This is a genomic window from Sedimentibacter acidaminivorans (assembly GCF_017873955.1).
Taxonomy (GTDB): domain Bacteria; phylum Bacillota; class Clostridia; order Tissierellales; family Sedimentibacteraceae; genus Sedimentibacter; species Sedimentibacter acidaminivorans.
On the sequence record NZ_JAGGKS010000001.1, the window covers coordinates 204,442 to 230,925 of the forward strand.

Here is a 26,484-nt window from a genome sequence, read left to right on the forward strand (position 1 = left end):
ACTCCTAACAATTTCTAAAATGGTCCGTAATTCATTGCAATTGCTCCAAATATAAATACAATTTGTAAGATAAAGCAAATTATAAAATATGGTATAATCCATTTATAATATTTATTAATAGGCACTTTTGCCATAGTACATGCTATAAGCACAAAACCTGTAGGCCAAAAGATATTTGAAAATCCATCCCCAAATTGAAAAATCAATACTGCTATTTGTCTATTTATTCCTATTAAATCTGCTATTGGAATCATGATTGGCATTGTTGCTGCTGCTTGACCTGATGCAGATGGTATAAGGAAATTTATTAAATTTTGCAATACTAACATACCTACGGAACTTGCATATAATGATAAACTTTCTAACGCGCTTGCAGCAGAATGTATAATAGTATCTATTATGTTTCCTTTTGTTAAAACAACTAATATACCTCGTGCAACTCCAACTACTAAGGCTGATACAACACCTTTTGACAATCCAGCAACAAGTGTATTAGTAATTTTGTTAGCATTCCACTTATTAACAATTCCTACTAATATGGAAACTATGATGAATATTGCGGCAATTTCATTTATATACCATTTAAGTTTTATTAAACCGAATGCCATAATTCCTATACCTATAAATAATATACATATTGAAATTTTTCGTTCTTTTGTAAATGGTGTCTGCATTCTTTCTTCATCTATTTCAACATCAGAGTAATCTAAACCAGCTACTATGCTTTTTGAAGGATCTTTCTGGATTTTTTTCGCATATGTTAATACATAAACAATAGTAACTGTAGTCATAACAACTAATACTAATATCCTATATCCTATTCCTGAAAAAAGAGGTAATTCTGCAATCGTTTGAGCTACTCCTACACTAAAAGGGTTAACAGTCGCTGATGAAAATCCTACACCAACAGGTAGCAATGAAATTCCAAGAGCAACCAATGCATCATACCCTAGAGCTAGACTAAGTGCTAAAAAAACAGGTATAAATGCTATAATTTCCTCATACGACATCGTTCCCGTGGATGCCCATGCAGATAATACAATCATTATCATAATCAATATAGCTGTTGCATATTTTGGTTTAGCTTGAGTTTTCCTAACCATTAAAGCTATACTTGCATCTAAAGCACCTGTTTGCTCAATAAGATACAAACATGAAAAAGCTGAAAAAATCAAAAATGTTATGTTAGAAGCTTGTATCAAACCTTCTATCAAAGCTACGAACATTTTAAAAGGGTTTACAGGCGTACTATCCATATAAGCAAATGAATCTGGATCAATTACCATTCGATTTGATACATCGTCTAATACCCTTTGATACTGTCCTGCAGGTACTATATACGTAAGTATGCAAACAATTACTATTATAGCCAATAAAATAACAAAAACATGTGGAAATTCTCTTTTTCTTTCTTGTATTACTTTTCTTTTCATAAATGTCCTCCTATCATTTTTATACAACGTTTTCTCGAGCGCTCTAAACGTCCATAACATAACAATAAACTATTGAGTTGCTCCAATGTCAATAGTTTATTTTGTATTTTTTTTATTTTATTGGTATATATACTTCATAATAATCACAATTATTATAAATATTATTTTTGAATGAAATAGCTCTAAGCAATACAGGACCGTCTATTTCCATACGTTTTTGTTCAACATATTCTCTTATTTTAAGTATGGCGCTGTAATCCTTATTTGTATAAAATTTCACTACTGAGGTCAACCATTTTTTTGGTTTAATTATATTAAAATCTTTATGAGGAAAATCTTCTTTTGAAATTAACTCTTCTTCATCTTTTAAGCTTAATGCATATTTATAATATTTTCTGCTTTCTTTAACATTATTATAAAACATATCTGATAAAAACAGCTCTTTATCTATACAAAAAGTAAACAAAGGTACATGCATCATAGTCAAATTTTGAAAATAGGACATATTTTCTATTACTGAACCATTTGGTTCTTCAATTTCTCTGTAGATTATATTAGGATTTTCTGATAATTTTATAACGTTAATGTTTTCAATGGCATTATTAAAGCACTTTCTATAATCGTTTATAACACTTTTTAGCTGCTGTAATTTTTTTATTTTATCATCAATTCTTTGCTCGTGGTCTTCTATTACGCTTGCAGCATATTTTAAAGAACTATCATTTAACATTGTATTTATATCTTTTAATGGTAACTCTATGTTTTTCAATTTAAAAACATATGAAAAACAAATTATGTCACCTCTGCTATAATATCTATAATTGTTATTCTTATCTTTCTTAGGTGATATAATTCCTAGTTTATCATAGTATCTTATGGTATCATTTGTAACTCCAAAATATTTAGCTATTTCACTAACAAGATATTTTTCTTTCATACATGCCCCCAAGAAATAACTTTATTTTATTTATTTCTTTTTATAATTTCTTTTTCTCTTTTTTTGAATATTTAAAGTTTTTGTATCTAATTGTTGAGATGAGTTTTGTTTTATGGAAACCCACATTGCTGTTCCTTCTTTTCCCTTTGTATGGATATCAAGAAAATCAAATTTCTTTAAAAATTTTGACAGTTTAGTATCTCCATAGTTTCTTACATCAAAATCAGGATATCTTCTTGCCAATCTATTTCCAACTTCTCCCATACTCATACTTTGATCATCTGCATCAATTTCATTAACCATCTTATAAACTGCCATTTTGATAGTATTTAAATCAGTCATATTCTTTACATTATCGTTTTTATCTTGCACATTACTATTCCTATTCCACTTATTATTGCCTTCGAATTCAACTTCATTTTCTTGATTAGTTTCTTGTGTTTTTATGTATTCTTTGTTTAAATTAACTGTGATTTTATCTTTTTCCTGCGCTAAGCTTTTATTCTCAGTTTCTGCGAGAACATCAAGATATTTAAATTGGTTACAAGATGCAATAAATGGTTTTGGTGTTTTCTTTTCTCCCATTCCTACAACGATCATACCAGATTCACGCAATCTTGAAGACAATTTAGTAAAATCACTATCGCTTGAAACTATACAAAATCCTTCTACATTTCCAGAATAAAGTATATCCATAGCATCTATAATCATTGCAGAATCTGTAGCATTTTTACCTACCGTATAGCCATATTGTTGTATAGGTGTTACAGAATTCTCCAACAAAACATCTTTCCATGATGATGTATTAGTTTTAGTCCAATCACCATATATTCTTTTATATGTTGTAATACCATAATTACTTATTTCATCTAATATGTATTTTATATATTTTGCCGATACATTATCAGCATCAATTAATACTGCAAAACGTTTTTCATCAACCATATCTAACTCCCTTTCCGTTTATCTATTATTATGTGTGGTTTTTATAAAAAAATTATTAATTAAGGTGAAACAATGATATATTTGTACTCACATTATAGCATAAAGAATTAATAATCTCAATGTTTGTTCGTCTTTCTAATTATCATATACTGTACGATTATATTTCTATGTTTATTTAATGAATTTTTAGGGTATACTATTAAAAAAATATATACTAAACGAAAGTTGGAGATACCATGGATGAATATATTGAAAATTCAGATGTAATTGAAAAAAATCTTAAGTACTTTATCGAAAATCACGGTGAAATCTATGATTCCTATGAAACCTTCGGAAGGTTGGTACATGAAAAGGGTGGACCATTAGATGAAAAAACACGTTGGCTTATTAAAATAGCACTGTCTACAGACTGCCAAAATGAATATTCATTAAGAACACATATACTCAAAGCCTTAAAATGTGGCTGTACAAAGGAAGAAATAGAACACACATTGCTATTAGTAGCACCGACATCAGGATTTCCAAAGATGATGCGTGGTCTGCTTATATTCAGAGAGATTATTGATCAAGGAAAATAATTATTTCTTCCGCAAACGATGGTTCGGTGGATTATATCTACCACCCAAATAAATTAAACATCCCAAAGCTTAATGACATAATTATTATTGATGCTATTAAGTTACCAATTAATATTGTTGGAAATGCATATTTAAATCTGAGGTCAAGTAGTGATGCAATAAGACTACCGGTCCATACTCCAGTACCTGGCAATGGAATTGCCACAAATATAAAAAGTCCAAAGTAACCATACTTTTTTACATTTCCACTTTTATTCATTGATTTATGTATTAATTTATTTATCATCTTTTTAAATGTTTTTGTTTTCTTTAAATAATTGAATATAGGTCTAATTGTAAATAATATTAGCGGTACTGGAATCATACTTCCTAAGAACGCAAGAAATGTCGCATGTAACGGTGTCATTCCTAATGCAATTCCAATAGGTATTGCTCCTTTAACTTCTATAATTGGTATTGCTGCAGTAAATATTACTTTAAATTCATTAGAAAGCAGAGCTAAAAAATCTATTAAAAATTCTGGCATATTATTTTCCTCAATTTGCTTAATTCTTCTTATTTTTCATACAAGAAATTATAGCATGAACTTTATTATTTTGTCTAGTCAAATAAAAGCAAATCAACGGAAGGTTACAGTTTAGATTCGATTAAAGATATAAAGGGATGAACCTTTTATTCAAAGGTACACCCCTTTATTTATTATTCATTCTCATATACCATCTCATATTTGTTGTTGGAAATTTCTTCGTAAATCCTCTCAATTTCCGGTTCTATTAGTGTTTCTAGATTTTCATCGTAATTCAATTTAGCACAGATTCCACAGCTTGAACTTAGTTTTCTAGGAACAGGCTGTAATGAGCAATATATATTTAATTTTCTCATTTTATAATCGAATTTTAACGCACCAGATTGAGTATGAAAAACTATAGTATATTTCATTTTATTCCTCTAACAACAAAAGCATCATCTTTTTCTTCAATCTTAACATTGAATCCATTACTTAAAAGATATTTTTTTACATTAGTCTTTGAAGTGTTATTATCAGTTAATACTTCAATTTCATCAGAACTTGGATTATTATCTAAAGCTTTTTTAGTCATAAGAACTGGTTGAGGACACGAAGTCCCACATGTATCTATTCTCATATTTTCACCTCTTTAATTATTTTTTTTAACCAAATCTGAATTTACAACTGAGAGAACTATTAAAAATACAAAACAAATTATAACAGCAATTTGACCATTTGCTGTAGGTCCTTTTCCACTTGAAGCAAGAGCAAAATTATGTGCAATTGCTGCTCCAACTATCATTCCTAATACTGTCACTGCTGAATCTGAGTTTCCTTCTCCCGAAAGTATAAGCTGTCTTAACGGGCAACCCCCTAATAGTACAGAACCCCATCCAACCAATAACATTCCTAAAAAATTCCAAAGGCCGTCAGCATGAGCAATAGGTTGTTCAGCAAATCCAACTTTGAAACTACCTAAAGCAATATTACCAATAGCTGTAACAACTATAATCGCAACAAAACCAAGCAATAAATAGCTTTGATTAAACATTATTTGATCTCTCAATCCGCCAACCATGCAAAGTCTAGTTTTCTGAGCTAAAGCTCCTACTATTAAGCCACATACTAAAGCTATTAAAATTGGTGCATGCTGACTTCCTGGACCTTCCGTACTAAATAATATGAAAGCTGGTGCTGCAATTAGTAGTATAAATAACCCAATTCCCGCAATAGGCATTACATATCCATCAAATGATGAAGTTTTATAATTTCTTTTGAGAGTAAAACCTTTATTTAAAAATACAATTCCTATAACTATTCCTGCTGCAAATCCTACTAACCCAACAATTGCATTTAAATCTCCCCCGCCTATTCTCAATACCATTCTAAGAGGGCAACCTAAGAACATTAATGCTCCTATCATTACAGCAATACCTAGAAAAAATCTAGTAACTGGTGATGATCCTCCCTTTGATTGAAACTCTTTACCTGCCAAAGCTGTAATAAAAGCTCCAATTATTAATCCGATTATTTCTGGTCTTATGTACTGAACTACTGCTGCTCTATGTAATCCTAAAGCTCCTGCTATATCTCTTTCGAAGCACGCGATGCAAAAGCCCATGTTTTTGGGGTTTCCTAGAGCTACTAATATTATTGCTATGATTCCAACTACTGCGCCGGTGAAAACAATACCTTTTTTACTTTCAAAAAAAGATAGTTTTTCTTCTGATAATGTCTTTTCTTTTTCCATTACACCCTCCATGTCTTTTTAATTGTATTATATTTCACAAACATATAAATGTAAAATAGAAAAAAGTTTCTAAAAATGTAAATATTATAACAAATATTCATAATGTTACTACGTCATAATTTGTAAAAAAATCATTCACCAAAGTTCTTTACGTAAAAATAAAAACACCCCGAAGGGTGCTTTTTTAATTACTTATACTATTTAATGCATTCAATATAACTGTTACTGCTTCAGCTCTTGTCGCACTTGATTTAGGTCTAAACGTATTATCTGGATATCCTACTAATAGTTTTTCATTCACCGATGTTGCAACATATTTTATTGCCCAATCTGATATTTGATCTTTATCATCAAATGAAATTTCATACTCTTTAACCTCTAACTTTAATGCATTTACTACCATTACTGCCATTTGCTCTCTTGTAATTAATTCATTTGGACCAAACAAACTATCACTATATCCCTGTATAATCTTATTATCTAATGCAGAATTAATAAAATCTTTAGCCCAATGATTTCTAGCATCTTCAAATTTACCTTCCGAAGTAGATTTCATATTAAAAGCTTTAACTAAAACTGTAATAAATTCTGCTCTTGTAATATTATTATCAGGCTTGAAAGTTCCATCTGGATAACCATTTATAGAACCGGAAGCAATTATTTTTTTTATATTATCTTCTGCCCAATGACCAGTAATGTCAGTAAACACTAATGAATTATCTAGGCTAGCTACATCAGGTCCTTTTTTACTACTTCCTCCACCACCGCCGGATTTTTTGTTGATTACTATATCACTAGTAGTATATTTTTGCGAACCACAGGTTACTACTGCTTTATATGACCCATTTGGCAAACCAAATTGAAAACTATACTCTCCATTTTCATTTGTCTTACCCTGGTCTATATAGTACTTTGCATTGTCGCTATTTCTATATACTACAATAGTTATATCTTCGTTAATCTCTTTTAGCTTACCAGCTACAGATATATCATCACCATATAGATCTACTTCAATGCTTTCCGAACCTTCAGTAATTGTTTGAGCAAAAACTAAACCGTCAAAAGCCATAAATGCAATCATAAAAACTAACATAACTATTATTTTTTTATATTTCATCATAACATTCCTCCCTCTTAGGATTTTCTTTATCTCGGACTCCTTACTCTATAACGCTTATTTCCAAAACATTTGATAATGGTCTAGCATCTGACCAATTGTCCCAAATAAAGGCTTTAACTACATATTCTCCTGTTGAAGGAATTCTGAAACCTGTAGTCATTTTTTCAGCATCTCCTATTTTAGTTGTATTAGTTATATATGCATAATTTACCATCATATTAGTATTTTTGTTGTATAATGCAACAATCAAAGTTGCCTCTTGCTCTTCTTTAGAATTATTTTTAAGTTCTACTGTAACGTCTGCATCCCCACCAAGTTTAAACGCTAATTTTGGGTCTACAAAATTAATTCCAAAACCATATTCATCAACTTCAGAAGTACCATCGTATATTGCATTTGCCAACATTCTAAATTGATGTGATGGATGTGCTCTATTTGTTATATGGTTTGCAAATAAAGTTATTGTGGCATCTCCTACATGATCTTGTATAATATATGGTTTTCCCTTAGCATCATCGTGACCAGGCCACCATCCTGCTATGTAGAAATCATCTTCATCACTTAATGTTGCTAATACTTTAGAAGTTGTAGGTACAGTTTCTATCCATGAAGCTGACTTGTTGTACAAAATATCATTTTCGCTATATCTTCCTGTAATAACACTGTCAGTATCTAAAACAGCCTGCAATACGCCTTCATAGCTTCTGTAACTATTTCTACCGCCTTTAAGATCAGGTAATAATTTGCTACTTTCAATAGCATATATAGGACTTCCGCCTATTCCAACATATGAAGTACCGCCTTCAATTAATGATTGAATTGAGCCCAATGAACTGCTAGATCCGTTAACTATTACATCTGCGTCCGAATAGGAATCAACTAAATTAAATCCTAAGCCTTCTAAAACGTATACGGTTTCATAGCCGATAGCTGCTACCTTAGGCTGTTTCATAATTTTTAGGTCAGCTTCACCTGTATATGGTGCTAATTCAAGGAAATATTTATTTTTTATTGTCTCTAAATCATTCTTAGCTACTATAAAATCACCTTTTTTAAAGTTTTCTCCAGCAGAGTAAGTCATTTGAACTAATTTATCTTTTGATAAAAGTTCGTTTACAGCTTTTATTGCATCATTATTAGTGTTTTTGATTACAAGTTGTTCTACATCCCAAGGAATTATAGTTGAAGGTATATTTACTCCTGTAACTCTTTGAGTTTTTTCTTCAAAAGCATCTTCTACTCTTATTTCATACTTATCAAAACCTCTTAAATGTGGGAATGACATTGTTACTTCAGCGTACATTGCACCCCAATCAGAAACATCTGTTCCATCATATAATATCGTGTTTACAAAACCGCGTTTTGCTTGATGCATTGGAATTACATAACTTCCAATTGGATATGTAACATCACCAATTGTTACTGAACTAGTTGTTTTTTCTATTTTTACACTGTTTTTTATAAAGTATTCAGCCATTTCATATGCTGCTAATGGATTTTTCTGCAAACCATTATCTACAGGTATTACATAATATTCTGGGAAGAAATTCTCGTTTTCCCCTCTATCTCTTCCAATTGAATCTCCGTTTGCGTTTACTAACCATGGATCAACATCTCTAGAGTCAATACCTTCAACACCACGTCTATATATTTCTAATTGGTTTTTAAATAATTTTTCTTTATTTTCTAAAGCATACTGTAATGAACCAAATCCAGCATACATAAATGCATTGTTAGAATCTTGATTTAATTCTGGAATCTCTATTGTATGTCCTAATGCACCATGCATCATTCCTAGTACTGCTGCATACATTGGAGCACCATCATCCCAACCATCGCCATAATCATACATTGGTATTATATAATCATCATACTTTGTATTTGAAATTCCAGCTTCTCCCATGGCTTTAGCATGGTCTATCATTCCATCCATAAGTAAATCAAATTCAAAGTTCGGATCATGAGGTGGAGTACATGGCTCTATTAAAAATGCTGAAACATAACCATGGAAGTCATTCATAATCATTGGGGACCATTTTGCTAAACCTTGGAATACATTAGCATCTTCTACTTGCGTTTGATAAGTAACGTCTCTATTAGGGTCAAAACCAGCCACTGTAGTTCTTGTATTATATACTCTACCATCTGGGTTGTTGTTTAGATTAAATAATAAAATGTAATTATCTAACAAATCTTGAACATCTAACGTAACAGTTAGTACTGCTTCATCTTTTACTGTATCAAATGTTATTACATCAAGTGTTGCTAATTTTTCTAACATATCTATTTGAGCATCTACACCATTTGATTCGTCTGAATGTATATTATTAAACCAAATTGCTGGTTTATATTCTCCTGCTGTTCCATCATTTATTTTTTCAATAAACAATCCAGGATTTTCTAACATCATTGGTAATGTTACATTTAAATAATTGTCAATGTCAGCTTTACTTCTACCATACATTACAAATGGAATATCCCTACCTTCTGCTGATTGACCCATTGGATCATATTCTAAATATCTGTCAGATTTCGCTATATCTATTATTCTTTCAACAGTAGACAAAACTTCATCATATGTGTGATATGAATCATATGCATTTAGTTTTATTGCCGTTTTAGCTGCAGCATTTGTAGTTTTATCTAATACTGTTAGATTATATTCTCCTAGCAAATCAGGAAATGCTGTTCTAGGATATGGTCTTCCTTGAAGGTTTGAAGTTCCATATGGCAAATCGCACTTAATAACTGCTCTTACTGTATCTCCATCTATATATGGCTCGACTGCAAAACTAATAAATGGTGCTCCTGTATAAGTTCCTTTTTTTGATTCAAATGATTTCCAATCTTCGAAAGGAAGTCCACCAAATGTCCAATCTAAATTTTCTAATTCAGGTACATAGCCCAATTTAATATCGACTTTAACTTCTCTTGATTCTGACATTGATAATAAATTTGTACTTGAAGTTATTCCTACATAACCTTTAACAGGAGGGGTAATTTCTACTAATAAATTTGAAAGTAGTGTTGTATAAGTATATAACCTATCTTCAATTCTACCAGGGAATGCTTCATGCAAGAAAGTTAAATTATCTTTTTCTGTATGCATGATTTTGCCTTCTTGAACAGTTTCAATTGACCCATCTAATCCTGCAGTATCTTCCCAATTTGTACTTTCAAAATATGCCCATGGGATACCTAACTTTTTAAATGATGAATGGTCACTCCAATCACCTGTTGTACCTATTGGATATTCAGGATTTAAGCCATATTGAGTGTCAACATTTAAATTTAAATCTTTTGCTAAAGATAAAATTTGATCATTAACCCAGCTACCTTCTCCTAATCCACCATATGTATACATATTATCCCCAACCAATACCGTATCAAGATTTATCATTGCTACTGTATTAGCTATTTCAGTTCCACCCATCTGGGAAGCATAATACTTAGAACCCTTAAGGCCTACTTCTTCTGCTCCAAATGCAATAAATTTCACTGTATAATTGGTATCCACATCTTTTAGTATTTCAGCTGCACCTAAGATTACTGCAACCCCTGAAGCATTATCACTTGCCCCTTTTGTTCCAACTGAATCATAATGAGCACCTACAATTACTTGCTTTGCTGATCTGCCTGGTTTTACAGCAACAACATTATTAGAATTATAGTCATATGTGATATTTGTTTTCCTATCTGTAACTGTATAAGCAAAAGGTTGAACCGTAGTTGCATATCCAGCATTTTCAAATACATCAACTATATAATCTCTTGCTTCTATTTCTTTATCTGTACCAGCTCGCCTAGTTCCAATAGCCTCTGACAACTGATATAAATGTCCATATATTGCAGAGTCTGTTGTTTTATCAACATCTGGCAATACCGATGAACCCATTAAAGAAAGTGTTCTAAAACTAGACTTATTTTCTTCATCCTCAAAGGCTTGTAAAGCACCAAAAGGATTTTCATTTTCTACTGGATCAAATGATACTTCTTGTAAATCATATGAACTGTCACTTAGTTGTGTTTGGTCTACCGCAAAAGCCGAAGGAGCAAACATAGACAACACCATAGCGATTACAAGTAATAGTGCCATTCTTCTTCTTAACATATAATTATCCTCCTAATTATTTTTTATATTTAACTCAATTGTTATACAATTGAAAAAATACCTATAATATTCTTATAATTAGTTCTTTTATTAATCTTTGCGAGAATATCCTTCTGTCAATTTTTTATATACTTCCTAATAACTCCATAATCATCTGAATCGCCAGAACCAGGACCTTGGCTTGTACTATCTTCAACTTTAAAATTTAATTCGTATTGATTTACTGTCGATGCTATATATTTTGATTATATTTATAACTATTTTATATGAATAAATCTGCAATGTTTGTATAAAAATGTTTTTTTGAAATGATTAATTTATTCTTAATTTATACAAAATAATAAATTCTTCACTCGATTTTTAATTATTGTGATAATTTTCTTTTAATATAGTCATGAATTTTATATATTGTTTTAATTTCACATATTGTGTATGCATTTAATGGAAGTTTCATAGTACATAAAAAAGAATCACAATTAGCAGTTATTGCTAATTGTGATTCTAATAAAAAAATATATTAACTATTTTTCAATATTCTAACTAAATCACTAAATACTCCATATCCTGTTTGTTCAATTTCTGGATCATGTTCTACTATGGATATGGTACCCATTAAATCTGTTGTAATTGTAACAACTGATGATGTTCCTGTTATGCTAGATAGCAATGTATCTCTTTTAATTTCTTTTGGTTCAACCGTTCCAACTACTTGACCATTTTTAATACTACCATGACAAAGAAGCTTTATTACATTTCCTCTAGATTTAGCTTCTTTTATTTGTTCATATGTGATATCTTCAATTCCTTTTCTGTTTATATCTGATGGAGTTATATTAGCTTGCATAAGAACATTAAGCAATGCTGCTGTTTTAGCTGCTGCATCCCAGCCTTCTATATCCATTGAAGGATCTGCCTCAACAAATCCTCTTTCTTTTCCTTCTTTAATTATAGAATCATATGGCTTTCCATTTGCTAATTCTTCTAAAACAAAATTTGTAGTTGTGTTTAATATACCATTAATTTCAGTTACTTTACAAAATTGCAATGTTTCATCTACTAGATTAAAAATGGGGGTTCCATCCATTACCGTAGTTTCATAGTAAAATAAAACACCTTGTTTTTTTGCTAGTTCTTTTAATGTTTCATACGTCCATGCTATCGGACCCTTATTTGCCGTAATTACATGCTTCTTTCGATTAAGTGCTGTAGTAATATGATCTATGGCAGGTTGACCTGTAAATATTTGTAGTGGTGTCAATTCAATTAGCACATCGTATTCAACTACCCTAGCTATTTCAATTGAATTTAATTTTGAATAGTCTTCTTTTTCTTCATTAAAGTGATGTTTTTTTTCTATGTCTAAACAAGCATCTTTTAAATTAATTCCATTTTCATTTATCAAGCTTCCCTTACTTTTAGTTGCTATTGCAACAACTTGTATATTACAGTCATATTTGTTAATTATTTCGTCATGTTTGTTTAATAATATTTTAGCAAATGCTTGACCTGCATTACCAAAACCCAACATAGCTATCTTTAATATTTTAGTCATTGTTATACCATCCTTTCTATAATTTCATTTGTATTATTATTTAAAATATACCACTAAAACATAGTAAAATCAATAATTAATCCCACTCCAACTAAATATGCAATTTTTTTATCTAATTTTTTCCCGCAGTACAACCAAATGTATGTGTCCAATTCTTTCAAGAACAATTTATAATATACTGAATAATATAACAACGAGCTTGTTCTCAAAATTTAATTGAAAAAGGTGTTATTTATGTGTTGCGGATCAAATAATAATAATAATAATGTAGCTGGACAAATGGGCAGAAGATGTCATGGAAATGTTTTGCCAGATACAGGTAGAAGAAGATGTAATTGTGATTTTGTTTATGAATGTTTACTAGAACTTCTTGCTGAGGAAACAGGAAATGGAAACGGAAACAGAAATAGATGTTTCTGGGTTTATGAATGCTTATATGAATTGCTAGCTGACGCATTGGAAGAAGACCATCATCACTGCAGATGTCCAAGATAAATTATATAAATATATAAATATAGGGCGATCAGTAGAATCGCCCCTATTTTATATGTAAATTCTATATTAAATAAAGTAATCAACCACTTTCATACTAAATACTACTTATAGTTAGATTATTCGGCCGTCTTTTATTTCAATAATTCTATCTGTTTTTTCTGCTATTCTTTTATCGTGAGTAATAACGATAAAAGTAGTTTTATATTTTTCATTTATATCTCTTAACAAAGAATACACATTTTCAGTAGTAGCGGAGTCAAGATTACCCGTTGGCTCATCAGCTAGAATTATTTTAGGTTTATTTATAAGTGCTCTAGCTATTGCAGTTCTTTGTTGCTGTCCTCCTGACATATCTGTAGCAAGATTGTTAGCCACCTTCGACAATCCAACTAATTCAATCAATTCATCTGCCCACTCATCTATTTCTTTAGGAACTTTGAATTTATTTATCTTATATGGCATGAGTATATTTTCTTTAGCTGTGAATTCAGGTAAAAGGTAATGAAATTGAAATATAAAACCCATTGTTTGGTTTCTAAGTTTTGCAAGGGACTCTTTATCTAGAGTATCCACTCTATTTCCATCAATAAAAACTTCCCCACTAGTGGGTTTATCAAGTGTGCCCACAATATTCAACATGGTACTTTTACCGCTACCTGATTCTCCAATAATTGAGCTAAAGCTTTTTTCCTCAAACCCAACATTTATGTCAAACAAAACCTGTGTTTGAATTTTATCTCCATATATTTTATTAATATCTTTAAGTTCTACTATATTAGCCATTTTTAATCACCTCTATTGGATTAAGCTTTGAAGAAAGTCTTGCTGGAATTAATGAAGCTATCATTGCAGATACTATTGCAAACATACCTGATAAAGCAATGAATCTATAATTGATATAGATTGGAACTAGAGGTGTACCGTCAGAATTAAGGGCAAATTTTGAAAATACAAGCAAAAGACCAAAACCAAATAATATGCCTAATATAGCACCTAAGCACCCAAGCATCAACCCTTGAAATACAAATATTAAGCTTGCATCTCTATCTCTAATTCCCATTGCTTTCAAAATACCAAGTTGCTTTGATCTTTGAACTACAGAAATAGCAAGAACACTGGAAATACCCAAAAGCACAGCGACTAGTACAAATACCTGAATCATATAACTAGATACACTCTGTCCATTAAGTCCGCTTAAAAGCTGTTCATTTTGCTCTTTCCAATTATCAACTTTTAAATCTCCTATGGATAATGTATATTTTAATTTTTTAGCTACACTATCTGCATTAAAAACTTGCCTTACCTGCATTTCTACAGAAGTTACATTATTATCTAGTCCGAGTATGTCCTGTGCTGTCTCAAGATTGGTTACAACCCACGTTTCATTAATAGATGATACCTTTAAATCATATAGACCTGTAACTGTCAACCTAGTTTTACCACCTGATGGAGTAATCAAAATAATTTTATCATTTGCATTTGTTCCCGATTTTTTTGAAAGTTCTCGCCCTATTATTACCTCGTCTTTTTTCTCTGGCATTGTTCCTTCATAAAGTCCGTCACTAAATCTATAAACTTTATCAACATCATAAATATTAAAACCTCTTAATAACACCGAATCTATATCCTCTTCATAATCTATACTTGCTGGTCCATCTGCTGCAACAGAAACATTAACAATCTCAGGACTGCTTATTTTTGTTTCATAAATAACTCTATCCCAGTCTTTTATCGTTTTATCTTTATTGGTTGAACTAATTGTTATATGTGGTGACCTTCCAATAGTTGTATTAACTAAACTTATTTGAAGACCCTGTATTAAAGATCCAATAAAGAGTTGAACAGCAACTCCTACAGATATACCCAAAATTATCAAAGCAGTCTGCCCTTTGCCTGATTTAAGGAAACGCAGCGCTATATTAAAAGACAATCTCATATCGTCCCTCCATCTACTAAACGTCGAGATTTAGAATTTTTTTTATAATTCATTCTGCATCTCCTCATTTTGTTATTTTAACAGTCATTCCATCTATTAGTTGTTCCGAAGGATTTATAACTACCATATCATTTTCTTCAATACCAGCTATCACAGATGTTATGTATCCATTTGATAAATCTGTTTCTATATATACTTTTTTTGCAATTTTATTATCCACAACAAACAAATATTTTTTATTATCATCCTCTTTTTTTATGCATTCATTCTTAACTGTTAATACATTATCTTTCGAATCAATTTCAACTTTTGCATCTCCATCAAATCCCGATGCAATCGAGTTATTTGGATTTACAATTTTAATTTTAATTTCAACTTTTGGTGTCTTACTTCCACTTTCTACATCAATTTCAGCAGTCTGACCAATTTGTGTGACAACTCCATCATATGGCTCTAATATACCTTTTACAAATACAGTTGACTTTTGACCCTCTTTAATAAAAACTGCATCTTCTTGAGCAACTTTTGCCACGAATTCATAAGAATTTGTATCGTATATCACAATCTTATCATTAGTGGTTGTTTGTTTTGATTTGCTTAATGGAAATTCAGTAACAACACCCGCTATGGTAGAGTAAATTTTATTTTTCTCTATTTTATTATTCAAACTTTCTATATCAAGAAGTTGAGATTTTATTTGCCTTTCAAGAGATTCAATATTTTGTTTATTATTATCAAAATAATCATTATATTTTGTATTTGCATCATTATAATTTAACTCTGCTGTTTTAAGACTACTTTCTAAATCTTCAGTTGAAGAAACCTGTTTATCATATTCTGCCTTGCTTATTGCATTCTCATCATATAGATTTTTAGCTTTTACCAAATTTTCATTAGATAGTTCCAAATCTTTTTTAATTTTCTTTAACTCCTCTTTACTTCTTTCAAGGGAATTACTAAGAATATCTTTTTCTGAACTGTTAGCACCCTTTTCCTCTAAATCTAAATCTGTCCTAAGTTGTTCTAAAGATATCTGAGCTTTTTCTAGAGATATCAACAATTCTGTTGAATCAAGTTCTGCTAGAAGCTGACCTTCTTTAACTAAATCATTCTCTTTTACATATATATTTAAAACATCTGAATTTGGTAGAACTGTTATTTCTTCAAAATTTGATGAATTAACAGTTCCTGAAAATTCAATGGTTTTTGAAACACTACCAATAGTAGCTTCCATTATTTCTACTTGAACTAAATCCTTATCTTTATTTAAAAATAAAATACTTAACACTATCAAAACTACAATTGCTATCACAGAAATTAAATTTTTTTTACCTTTATTCATCATATTCTCCTTAATTTTATATTATTGCAGCATACACTTAATCCAAAAGTTCCTATAACTATAGGCCTAAACTGGAACCTGTATGTAATTATACCCATTATAATTTAATTGTAACACTATAAAATATTATTCATTTCATGCATGTAACATACGTGTTTCTCCTAATTTAATACCAATATTTAAAATATACAAGAGTAAAAACGCTGAAATTAGGCTTGTTAATTCCAACGTTCCTTATGTTTATTAAATCATCATATAACCTAATTTACCATTCCATTATCTACTAATTTAGTAAAAGCATCTATTATTTTAGGATCTAATTTCAGCCCCTTCTCTTCTTTTATCTTAAGAACTGCTTCTTCATTACTAAAAATTTTTTCATTCATACTGTTTGTAAATTCATCATAATATTCAGCTACTGCTATAATTCTTGCTAACAATGGAATTTCTTCACCTTTTAGACCTTTAGGATAGCCCTTACCATCCCATCTTTCATGATGAGATAAAACTAATTCCGCTAAATCCATTGTATCCTCAAATGAATTTAATACCCTGTAACCAACAATAGGATGTTGATGAATTTCTTTACTATCTTCTTCGAACACTTCTTCATTTTCATAAAGAATATCATCACCTAACACAATTTTACCTATATCATGATAAAAACCAGCTTCTTTTAATTTTTTCATCTCTGTTTCGGATAATTTCATCTGATTACCAATTTTTTCACAGATATTACTAACATTTATTGAATGAATTTTTTCTCTTGGACTTTTATCATGAAGCGTTTCCATAATGGTATTAATAGTATCAGAATTTATAGTCTTCTTATTAAGCGTCTTTTCTTTATACATAGCGTTTTCTGCATTTTCCATAACAGTTTCAATATCATCATCATTATTTATTTTTGTTGCACAGCCCATTGAAATATTACCTTTTATAGCAACTATTCTCTCTTTAGCAAACTCTTTTTTAATTCTTGTAATTATTTTTCGTGCATCCTTTCTTTCTGTATTAGGTAAAAGAATTGTAAATTCATCTCCGCCAACTCGAGCAGCAACATCACTTTCTCTACAAACTTTTTGCAGTATTTCTGCAGATTTTTTTATGAGTTCATCACCAACAGCATGTCCAAAAATATCATTAGTAAGTTTTAATCCATTTATATCTCCAAATATAATTGAAATAGGAAAATTACTTTTATTGTCTAATCTTTTTAGCTCTTCATCAAAAAACATTCTATTATATAAGCCTGTCAGTGAATCATGGCGACTTAAATATTTTATATGTTCCAAATTTTTTCTAGATTCTGTTATATCTAAAAAAGTCACAACTAAACCAACTATTTTATCATCCTTATATTGCGGATATGAATAATATTCTACATCTACGCTCGTACCATCTTTTCTCCAAAAAACTTCATCATTAACGTGCGTTCCATCTCCAAGCAAATGTGCCTGATGAATCATGCAATCTTCAAAAATCATTGGTTTACCATCTCTATATGTATGATGAATTTGTTGGTGCATATTTTTTCCTATTAACTCATCTTGAATACTATATCCTAACATTGCTAAACAACTAGCATTACAATATGTGCAATTTCCTTTATTATCAAGTCCAAAAATCGCTTCTACTGCTGAGTCTAAAATTAGGTGAAGCTGTTCTTTGCTTTCTTTTAATTCATTATTCGTTTCTTCAAGCTCCAATGTTCTTTCTTTTACTTTACTTTCAAGATTATTAATTAGTATATATATAGTATCTGCCATTTTATTAAAAGATTTTGACATCATTCCTATTTCATCATTTCTAATTATCGTTGCTCTTTTATGCAAATCTCCATTTGCAAATTTTTCATTTATTTCAATCAAGGTATCAATTGGTTTTAAATACTTGTTTGTAACCTTATATGAAATTAATATAGAAATAACAAGAGCCACTATTGTAAATAATAATGTAAATTTAATATTTTCCATAATATTTATAATAAAAAGACTCTCTGGAATAGCAGTTATGACTAACCAGTCAAATCCATCTTTATAATGTGGAGTTAAATTTATATATAATTTGTCTTTACAATTATTTATAATAAAATTGCTCTCATTGGTATTTAAATATTTATTGTATGCTTGAATTATTGCTGAATTTCCTATTTCATCAATTGTTAACCTCTTTACACTACCATCCTCAAGAGTTTTAAAATTATTAATATCAAATGAGTTAGCTACTAAATCTCTTGAATTTATTTCCATGATTAAGGCAATTGCATTTTTACTTTCAACTATTTCTTTTAAATAATTATCAATTCTAGTTAGTGTAATATGTGTTCCTAAAACTCCCAAAAGTACTTTATCTTTATTATAAATTGGATATGCGGCGGATACAGTTAAATCATCCATTACAAAATGCTTGTATACGGGAGAAAACACTGGTACTCCTGATTTCTTTGCAGCCTGATACCAATCTCTAGTTCTAGGATCAAATTTTCCAGCATTTACAGTTATTTTATTTGCTATTGATTCATTAATTGCATAGTACCAGGACTCACCATTAGTAGTTATATCATTTCTCATTATTTCTATTTCATTATTTTTATTTTTCCTAGCACCATAGTATTCTCCATTTTCAGTGCCGTAACTAAAACTGTATACATCATTGCCCATATGAGTATGCAAAACTCCTACAAAATATTTCTCTCGCTCTGCTTCATTATTCATATCAACAATTTCATACTCTATTAATTCATGATTCGCTTCGTTAATATGCATAGGTACATTTATAAATTCATCAACCTGATTTAGAATTTCTTTATTCATGTCTTCTGATATTTTTTCTATTGTATCATTTGCAGAAGAAAACCAATTTGAAAATACAATATAAGAAATTACACTCACAGTGGCTAGTAGCAGTACTATAAAAACAATTATCACGATATTTCTGATTGATATGCTATCTTTTTTTATACTCGTACTTTTCATAATGCTCTCCTATCTTACGTATTTTCCATCTAATTTATTTAGAAAAATATTTGTTAGTATAAAGTATTTTAATCTATTTAACATAATATAGTGATTGTTAATTTTTGTCAACTAATAATAAAAAAGACCCTGCTAGGGTGAATTTTTAAATGGAAAACAAGTTGAATAAATAGGATTTTAAATAAAAATTATGGAACGATTGGTATAGTACTAAAAAAAAAGCATATAATTTATTACGATGTAAAAAAGGGGGGGATTTTATGTTTAATGATTTTATGACTATGGATATTTTAACAACTTTTGCTGGACTTACGGGTGCAGTGATGTTAATAGTACAATTCACTAAATCTATAGTAAAAAATAAACTTGGTGACTCTTTTGTTAGACTTTATAGTTTTATTATCGCACTAATTCTTACTTTTGTTTTTGCAAGACAGGGAAATCAAGTGCAGGACATAATTTTGACAATTATAAATGCAATTATGATAACTATGGCAAGTGCTGGGGGCTATGAAATAGTATCTGACCCATTGGCAAGAAAAGCAAAAAAATAATTTATTAGATCTGACATAATATAATGCCATTTCTATTTATTAATTTAATGGAAATCAATTGTTGTTTTACATTCGAGAGCTCTGAAAAGGGTTCTTTTTATTTTGTTTTACATTAAATATTATTTAATTGGTTATACTATACATCAGGGAAAAATTTTATAGAAAGGAGATTTCTAAAATGAAATTTAGAAACATATTATTGGCATTAGTTTTAATAATGTCTTTATTTACAGCATGTACGCAAACGCAGGATGCAAATCCACCTGAAGCAACACCGCCTCAGACTTCGCCACCTGATACTGCAACGCCAGAAACTGCTCCTGATGTGATGACTACAGCATCTATTGTAGATAGCAATGCAGCTTTTGAAGAAGCAATCAGCAACAATGGAACATGGATTATATGTACATTGAAAGACTTGACTTTTGATAATGAGCTTATACTTGATGGAGAATTTAAAAATGGTAAAAAAGATGATGATGGCAAAGATATTATTCAACGTAAAATAGCCCTCTATACTCAAGATGAAAATCGTAATGTAACAGGCAGATTTAATCTTACAGCACCTAAATTGACTATTAATAGTCCTAATGCTAGAATACAAAGTGGGACTTTCATTGGTGATGTTTATGTTTCAGCTGAAAATTTCCAATTAGTAGATGCAACAATTGAAGGAAATTTATATTTTATGACTGAAGATGCAAAATCATCATTCACAATGGATGAAACTAGTTCTGTAACTGGAGCTCAAGAAATGAGTAAGTAAAAATTAATACTTATATAACAAACACGCCCAGGAGATAACTCCTGGGCTAAATACTTTTTTATATCATTTTAGCATTCCTTAATATTTCAACTGACTTTTTTAATGCATCTTTAGTTTTAACTTCTATTAACATCCTTATATCCTGTTTTTTAGCAAATTCTATTAATTCACTAATATTTAGTTCTCCGTCGAATGGAACTTGATGATCATTTTGTCCTTTAGCATCATGAAAGTGCATATGGGCTATTTTTTTTACATTTTTCATTAAATACTGCCTATCTGTATAATTACTTACTACATCATGACCTGTATCCCATGTAAGATTTATATTTGGATATGTTATTGCTTTATCCAGAACCCTTTGTATATAAGGTTTGCCGAAGTTATGGCTATTTTCTATTGATAATGTAATATCATATTTATTTGCTTTCACTGATAATATCTCAATTGATTTAATAAAGCTATTTAAATACTCCGCAGAGTATTTATCATAAATATATACCTTTTTATTTGGGAGAGTCATTTTAGCACCCTCGATAATATGAAGATTTAGCAATTTAACTCCTGATTCATTTGACCAGTCTAATGTATCTGAAAAAAGATTTACAAATCCTTCCCTTACGCTTTCATAAAATGTTCCTAAATCTGCTTCATCTGGCATATGCATAGTAAATTCTATATTTGTTTCTTTCTTTATTTTTTTAAGCTCAGCTGGATTTATATTTTGTATAAAATTATATGGTAAGTTCATATTAAGCTCAATAAAATCTAATTTTAATTCTAAACATAAATCAACTAGTTTGTTTAAAGAAGTATATTCTACCAAAGCTGGCATTCCTATTTTAAATTTATTATACATAATAGTCCTCTACTCTTCGATTATTTAATTACTTATTCGCTAATTGTGCTTATATCGTTACATTTTTTTATTATTTCTAATGCTTCTTCAATCTTATCTTCATCAACTCTCACTATAAATGCTGACTTACCAACATTTGACGGAGTGCAAGTGTGTGCATACTCAACATTTATGTTATGTTGGTACAATAAATTTACAAATTCGTACATTGAACCGCTTTTATCCTGTATCTCTATGCCTAAAACATTTGTTATATTAATTCTAAAACTATTTTCCTTCAAAATTTGTTCTGCTTTGTCCACATTATCAACTATTAATCTTAAAACACCATAATCTGCTGTTTCTGCAATTGTTAATGCTCTAATATCTATATTATTGTCTGCTAATAATTTCAACACTTCTTTTAAACGACCTTTTTTATTTTCTAAGAAAATTGATACTTGTTTAAACATATATATCACCTCTAATTTTATTTTTTTATATGTTTCTTTTATCTATTACTCTTACTGCTTTACCTTGGCTTCTTGGTATGGTTTTAGGTTCAACAAATCTTATTTTTGCTGATATACCTAGAACAGAAGATATTCTATTCATTATTCTTTTTTCTAAAGATTCTAGTATACTTATTTTATCAGAAAAAGACTTTTCTGACAACTCTACTAATATTTCTAATTCATCAAGATTTCCATTTCTAGTTACTATTAGTTGATAATGAGGTTCAACTTCTCCTATTTCAAGTAAGACACTTTCTACTTGTGATGGGAATACATTGACACCTCTAATTATTAGCATATCATCTGTTCTTCCGGAAACTCTTTGCATACGAACGTGAGTTCTACCACATTTACACCTTTCTGCTGTAAGCATAGAAATATCTTTTGTTCTATACCTTAATAAAGGTAACCCTTCTTTTGTAATAGTTGTGAATACAAGTTCTCCTTTTTCTCCATATGGTAGTGGTTCTAAAGTAATTGGGTCTATAATTTCGGGAATAAAGTGATCTTCCCATATATGCATTCCATTTTGACATTCGCATTCCATTGAAACTCCAGGTCCCATAACTTCAGATAACCCATATATGTCATAGGCTTTAATATTTAATTTCTTTTCAATTTGTGCTCTCATACTTTCAGACCAAGGTTCTGCACCAAAAATTCCAGTTTTTAATGATATCTCTTCTAATCCTACACCCATCTCCTCCATTGCCTCTGCTAGGTATATAGCATATGATGGTGTACATGCCAATGTTGTTGCACCAAAGTCTTTCATAAGCATTATTTGCTTTTCTGTATTGCCCCCTGACATGGGAATTACTGAAGATCCTAATCTTTCTGCACCATAATGAGCTCCTAATCCACCAGTAAACAATCCATATCCATATGATATTTGTATAACTGAATTATGATCTGCTCCACCACATGCCATCGAACGAGCTACTATTTCTGACCAAGTAGTAATGTCATTTCTTGTATAGCCAACAACTGTAGGTTTTCCTGTAGTGCCACTTGATGCATGAAGTCTAACTATTTGTGACATGGGTGTTGCAAACAACCCATATGGATAATTATCCCTAAGGTCTTGTTTTGTAGTAAATGGTAACTTCGATAAATCATCTAATGATTTTATATCTTCTGGTTCTACTCCTAATTTTTGAAAGGCATCTCTATAAAATGGTACATTGTGATAAATTTTTGTAACCATTTGTTTTAACCTTTCTAATTGTAAAGCTTGTAGTTCGTTTCTTTCCATACATTCTTTTGCTTCATTCCAATACATTTTATCATCCTCCATATTATTATATAGTTTGAAAAATAGGGTTAGGGCTTTATGCAGGTTAGGGCTTTACGCAGTCTCATTCACCAATGTATTTGCTCCCTACGGTCGCATACATTGGGAATTCGTTGCGGTTGACCTACCGCTATTTTTCAGAAAAAAGACTCTGAAAAATAGGGTTAGGGCATACAAAAAACCTCTCATCCACTTAAGGACGAGAGGTTAACTCGCGGTACCACCTTGATTGACTGTAATATACAGCCCACTCATTTAAGAATACGCAACAATATTTGTTTTAATATTCCCTTCTACTAACGTAAGAATTACGATCAAGCCTACTATAGTTCAGCCGACAACTCATGAGGGAACTTCATCAAAATTCCAATTATCGGCTTTCACCATCCCGACTCTCTTTATATTTTCCTAAAGATTACTTTCCTCAATCACAGTATTTATTTTATGAATTAATTATAATTTTTTTAATTATATTTGAATTTATGCTATTTGTCAATATTTTTTTCAAATTTTAAAAGAAATTTTTTAATTTTAAAAGAAATTATAAATTGTAAGTAACAAAAGGAACAATATAACTATTTATTTATACTTATTTATATCCATTTCTTTTATCTATTGCTTCGTCTTTTATTTCCCTTTTCATATTTTTAAGAGATTGTTTTCTTCTTTCGTTCTTTTCTTCTAATTCTCTTTTTTGTTTATCATCATCAACATTATTTATAAGTTCCTCTGTTTTTCGGTAATTAACAATTGTGTTATTTATATTGCTCTGGATTTTGTTAACATTATCTCTTCTATCATCTGGTTTTGGTTTATTTTCCAATTTCTTATCTCCTATCTTTGTTATTTTTTAATAAGATTTATTTATATTAATCTTATTTTTATTATATCAAAGAATGAAGTTATTATTCTAAAAGCAACAACTTATCAAAAGCTATTCCAAAAAAAATATCAAAATAACCCTACATTAGTTTCTTTAACTCTTCTTCTGTAAGATGTCTATATGCTCCTAGTTCAAGTGTTTCATCCAGATCAATTGCACCCATTGAAATTCTTTTTAGGTACTTAACTTCTTTACCAACTGCTAGAAACATTCTTTTAACTTGATGAAATTTCCCTTCTCTTACAGTGACATAGCATTTTGATTCTTGCCCTGATTCTATTATTTTAAGGTCTGCTGGAAGTGTTTTATAGTTCTCATTTATTAGCAAAATGCCTTCCTCAAATAATTTTACATCTTCTTCTGTAACCTCACCATCTACTTCTGCATAATAAGTTTTATCCACATGTTTCTTAGGTGATAACAAATTGTGATTTAACACGCCATCATTAGTTAAAATCAACAATCCTTCTGTATCTTTATCTAGTCTTCCTACTGGAAATGGAGAGTAAAATTTATCTTTTTCGTCTAATAAATCTACAACTGTTTTATCATAGTTATCTTCTGTTGCAGATACAACACCTTGTGGTTTATTCATCATAAGATATATATATTGAATATATTTAACTGTATTATTTTTGTAGTTAACTTCATCTTTTTCCGTATCTACAATTCTTGATGAATTTTTTTCTATGATGCCGTTAATTTTTATGCAACCTGATTTTGCGTCTATTTTAATTTGACTTCGCGAACCTAACCCTATGTTTGAAAGCATTTTATCTATTCTAATTTTCATGACTTATCCTTTGTTTTCTTATGTAGTTTTATAATTTAAAGTATAATTGTTTTTGTAAACCTTGTCAATGCGACGGTTTTTAGGCAATAGGGCTGATTTATTGCCTATTTTTAGGCACATGTTTTTCTATCTCAAATGCTATTATTTGACAATCATTGATATTTGATGATATTATCTTATATCGAATATTGGCATGATATTTGTATAGTATACTAGAAACATAATATTATTGGAGGATTTTGTATGGTAGGAATATTAATTAAAGGTTTTACAATTGGTATAGCATATGTAGCTCCTATTGGAATGCAAAATCTATATGTTATTAACACTGCTATGACCCAAACAAAAACACGTTTATATCTAGTTGCTTTAATAACAATATTTTTTGATATTTCTTTAGCGTTGGCTTGTTTTTTTGGCATGGGTGCAATAATTGAAGCAATACCCATTATAAAACTAATAATTCTGGGAGTAGGTTCTATTGCAGTAATTTGGATAGGTATACAATTAATTCGTTCCACACCAAGCCTAAATACATCTATTGATACAAAAAAAACTATTTTACAGGTTACCTTATCTTGTTTAATGGTAACTTGGGCTAATCCACAGGCTTTAATAGATGGCACTTTGTTATTTGGAAGTTTTAGAGCTTCTTTACCAGTTGATATGGCGAAATATTTTATCATTGGTTCTTCTCTAGCATCTATAGTTTGGTTTTTATCATTAGGAACTATTGTAAGTGTATTTAAAAAGGTATTCAATGAAAAAGCTTTAAAGATTATTAATGTAGTATGTGGAATTATTATTATTTATTACGGATTCAAGTTAGGTATTAACTTTTTTCAAGAAATATAATAATTTGTTAACAATAGAATAACAAATTATTGTTATTCTATTGTTGAAACTAAATAACTAAGGTGTTGATAGTTTTTTTACTTAATACTTTTATCATTAACTAATTTTTTTTTATCCTTATCATTAAATGTGTTATTTAATTCATATTCCATGTAACTGTTTTCGTTAGTAAGTTCATCATTATTTCTATATTCACTATCTACTTTTGAATTTTGTACCAAATTACTTATCTTTTTATTGTCTTTATTACCATTGAAATTTTTTATACAAATCAACCTTTCATAATAAATTTACAAAGCTT

General features: G+C 29.9%; 25 protein-coding genes and 1 other annotated feature. Of the genes, 5 read left to right on the forward strand and 20 right to left on the reverse strand.

All coding sequences use genetic code 11. The annotated features are described in order from the left end of the window. Nucleotides 1-14: 14 nt before the first annotated feature. From J2Z76_RS00960 to J2Z76_RS00970, 3 genes are all read right to left on the reverse strand, one after another. Complete coding sequence (locus J2Z76_RS00960; RefSeq protein WP_245210257.1) at nt 15-1,433, reverse strand: YfcC family protein; 1,419 nt, start codon at nt 1,431-1,433, stop codon at nt 15-17. A gap of 112 nt (nt 1,434-1,545) precedes the next feature. After that, on the reverse strand, nt 1,546-2,370 hold the full coding sequence (locus J2Z76_RS00965; RefSeq protein WP_209510110.1) for a MerR family transcriptional regulator: 825 nt from the start codon (nt 2,368-2,370) through the stop codon (nt 1,546-1,548). A gap of 30 nt (nt 2,371-2,400) precedes the next feature. Then, nucleotides 2,401-3,315 (reverse strand): NYN domain-containing protein, encoded by a 915-nt coding sequence (locus J2Z76_RS00970; RefSeq protein WP_209510111.1) that lies wholly within the window; start codon nt 3,313-3,315, stop codon nt 2,401-2,403. 236 nt (nt 3,316-3,551) lie between these two features. On the opposite strand from J2Z76_RS00970, the gene J2Z76_RS00975 reads away from it, so the two are divergent. Beyond that, nucleotides 3,552-3,893 (forward strand): carboxymuconolactone decarboxylase family protein, encoded by a 342-nt coding sequence (locus J2Z76_RS00975; protein WP_209510112.1) that lies wholly within the window; start codon nt 3,552-3,554, stop codon nt 3,891-3,893. 37 nt (nt 3,894-3,930) lie between these two features. On the opposite strand, the gene J2Z76_RS00980 is transcribed toward J2Z76_RS00975, so the two are convergent. The 7 genes from J2Z76_RS00980 to J2Z76_RS01010 all read right to left on the reverse strand — a co-directional run bounded on the left by J2Z76_RS00980 (nt 3,931) and on the right by J2Z76_RS01010 (nt 12,934). Continuing rightward, nucleotides 3,931-4,419 (reverse strand): COG2426 family protein, encoded by a 489-nt coding sequence (locus J2Z76_RS00980; RefSeq protein ID WP_209510113.1) that lies wholly within the window; start codon nt 4,417-4,419, stop codon nt 3,931-3,933. Between the two features lie 173 nt (nt 4,420-4,592). Beyond that, nucleotides 4,593-4,832: a putative Se/S carrier protein gene (locus J2Z76_RS00985; RefSeq protein WP_209510114.1), complete on the reverse strand. Its 240-nt coding sequence runs from the start codon at nt 4,830-4,832 to the stop codon at nt 4,593-4,595. Next, a complete protein-coding gene (locus J2Z76_RS00990) occupies nt 4,829-5,038 on the reverse strand; it encodes a sulfurtransferase TusA family protein (RefSeq protein WP_209510115.1) in 210 nt (69 codons plus the stop codon). Before J2Z76_RS00990 ends, J2Z76_RS00985 begins: the two co-directional genes overlap by 4 nt. Before the next feature lie 12 nt (nt 5,039-5,050). Beyond that, a complete protein-coding gene (gene yedE / locus J2Z76_RS00995) occupies nt 5,051-6,151 on the reverse strand; it encodes a YedE family putative selenium transporter (RefSeq protein ID WP_209510116.1) in 1,101 nt (366 codons plus the stop codon). 184 nt (nt 6,152-6,335) lie between these two features. Further along, a complete protein-coding gene (locus tag J2Z76_RS01000) occupies nt 6,336-7,271 on the reverse strand; it encodes an S-layer homology domain-containing protein (protein ID WP_209510117.1) in 936 nt (311 codons plus the stop codon). A gap of 40 nt (nt 7,272-7,311) precedes the next feature. Next, nucleotides 7,312-11,382, reverse strand: coding sequence for a M28 family peptidase (locus J2Z76_RS01005; RefSeq protein WP_209510118.1), 4,071 nt, complete (start codon nt 11,380-11,382; stop codon nt 7,312-7,314). A gap of 517 nt (nt 11,383-11,899) precedes the next feature. After that, nucleotides 11,900-12,934, reverse strand: a complete 1,035-nt coding sequence (locus J2Z76_RS01010; protein WP_209510119.1) for a homoserine dehydrogenase — start codon at nt 12,932-12,934, stop codon at nt 11,900-11,902. 234 nt (nt 12,935-13,168) lie between these two features. Between J2Z76_RS01010 and J2Z76_RS01015 the strand changes: the two genes are divergently transcribed. Continuing rightward, complete coding sequence (locus J2Z76_RS01015) at nt 13,169-13,429, forward strand: hypothetical protein (protein ID WP_209510120.1); 261 nt, start codon at nt 13,169-13,171, stop codon at nt 13,427-13,429. Between the two features lie 111 nt (nt 13,430-13,540). Here the strand turns inward: J2Z76_RS01015 and J2Z76_RS01020 are convergent, their stop codons facing one another. From J2Z76_RS01020 to J2Z76_RS01035, 4 genes are all read right to left on the reverse strand, one after another. Further along, nucleotides 13,541-14,212, reverse strand: coding sequence for an ABC transporter ATP-binding protein (locus J2Z76_RS01020; RefSeq protein ID WP_209510121.1), 672 nt, complete (start codon nt 14,210-14,212; stop codon nt 13,541-13,543). Next, nucleotides 14,205-15,365 (reverse strand): ABC transporter permease, encoded by a 1,161-nt coding sequence (locus tag J2Z76_RS01025; protein WP_209510122.1) that lies wholly within the window; start codon nt 15,363-15,365, stop codon nt 14,205-14,207. The genes J2Z76_RS01020 and J2Z76_RS01025 overlap by 8 nt, the downstream gene beginning before the upstream one ends. Before the next feature lie 64 nt (nt 15,366-15,429). Continuing rightward, nucleotides 15,430-16,707: an efflux RND transporter periplasmic adaptor subunit gene (locus tag J2Z76_RS01030; RefSeq protein WP_209510123.1), complete on the reverse strand. Its 1,278-nt coding sequence runs from the start codon at nt 16,705-16,707 to the stop codon at nt 15,430-15,432. Nucleotides 16,708-16,967: 260 nt separating this feature from the next. Further along, nucleotides 16,968-19,685, reverse strand: coding sequence for a diguanylate cyclase domain-containing protein (locus tag J2Z76_RS01035; protein WP_209510124.1), 2,718 nt, complete (start codon nt 19,683-19,685; stop codon nt 16,968-16,970). 260 nt (nt 19,686-19,945) lie between these two features. Here J2Z76_RS01035 and J2Z76_RS01040 point away from each other — a divergent pair, with 260 nt between their 5' ends. Together J2Z76_RS01040 and J2Z76_RS01045 are read left to right on the forward strand one after the other, a co-directional pair. Next, nucleotides 19,946-20,239 (forward strand): hypothetical protein, encoded by a 294-nt coding sequence (locus tag J2Z76_RS01040; RefSeq protein ID WP_209510125.1) that lies wholly within the window; start codon nt 19,946-19,948, stop codon nt 20,237-20,239. A gap of 178 nt (nt 20,240-20,417) precedes the next feature. After that, nucleotides 20,418-21,005 carry a hypothetical protein gene (locus J2Z76_RS01045; protein ID WP_209510126.1) on the forward strand — a complete coding sequence of 196 codons (588 nt, stop codon included), beginning with the start codon at nt 20,418-20,420 and terminating at the stop codon, nt 21,003-21,005. 58 nt (nt 21,006-21,063) lie between these two features. Here the strand turns inward: J2Z76_RS01045 and J2Z76_RS01050 are convergent, their stop codons facing one another. The 5 genes from J2Z76_RS01050 to J2Z76_RS01070 form a co-directional block, all read right to left on the reverse strand. Then, a complete protein-coding gene (locus J2Z76_RS01050) occupies nt 21,064-21,864 on the reverse strand; it encodes a sugar phosphate isomerase/epimerase family protein (protein WP_209510127.1) in 801 nt (266 codons plus the stop codon). A gap of 32 nt (nt 21,865-21,896) precedes the next feature. Beyond that, nucleotides 21,897-22,316: an ACT domain-containing protein gene (locus tag J2Z76_RS01055; protein ID WP_209510128.1), complete on the reverse strand. Its 420-nt coding sequence runs from the start codon at nt 22,314-22,316 to the stop codon at nt 21,897-21,899. A 25-nt stretch (nt 22,317-22,341) separates the two neighbouring features. Continuing rightward, nucleotides 22,342-23,640 carry a phenylacetate--CoA ligase family protein gene (locus J2Z76_RS01060; protein WP_209510129.1) on the reverse strand — a complete coding sequence of 433 codons (1,299 nt, stop codon included), beginning with the start codon at nt 23,638-23,640 and terminating at the stop codon, nt 22,342-22,344. Between the two features lie 204 nt (nt 23,641-23,844). Then, nucleotides 23,845-24,093: a binding site (T-box leader), on the reverse strand. 148 nt (nt 24,094-24,241) lie between these two features. After that, nucleotides 24,242-24,475, reverse strand: coding sequence for a small acid-soluble spore protein Tlp (gene tlp / locus J2Z76_RS01065; RefSeq protein WP_209510130.1), 234 nt, complete (start codon nt 24,473-24,475; stop codon nt 24,242-24,244). Nucleotides 24,476-24,614: 139 nt separating this feature from the next. Next, nucleotides 24,615-25,328 carry a 16S rRNA pseudouridine(516) synthase gene (locus tag J2Z76_RS01070; RefSeq protein ID WP_209510131.1) on the reverse strand — a complete coding sequence of 238 codons (714 nt, stop codon included), beginning with the start codon at nt 25,326-25,328 and terminating at the stop codon, nt 24,615-24,617. Nucleotides 25,329-25,571: 243 nt separating this feature from the next. Here J2Z76_RS01070 and J2Z76_RS01075 point away from each other — a divergent pair, with 243 nt between their 5' ends. Beyond that, on the forward strand, nt 25,572-26,183 hold the full coding sequence (locus tag J2Z76_RS01075; RefSeq protein ID WP_209510132.1) for a LysE/ArgO family amino acid transporter: 612 nt from the start codon (nt 25,572-25,574) through the stop codon (nt 26,181-26,183). Nucleotides 26,184-26,260: 77 nt separating this feature from the next. On the opposite strand, the gene J2Z76_RS01080 is transcribed toward J2Z76_RS01075, so the two are convergent. Further along, nucleotides 26,261-26,458: a hypothetical protein gene (locus J2Z76_RS01080; RefSeq protein ID WP_209510133.1), complete on the reverse strand. Its 198-nt coding sequence runs from the start codon at nt 26,456-26,458 to the stop codon at nt 26,261-26,263. Between the last annotated feature and the right edge of the window lie 26 nt (nt 26,459-26,484).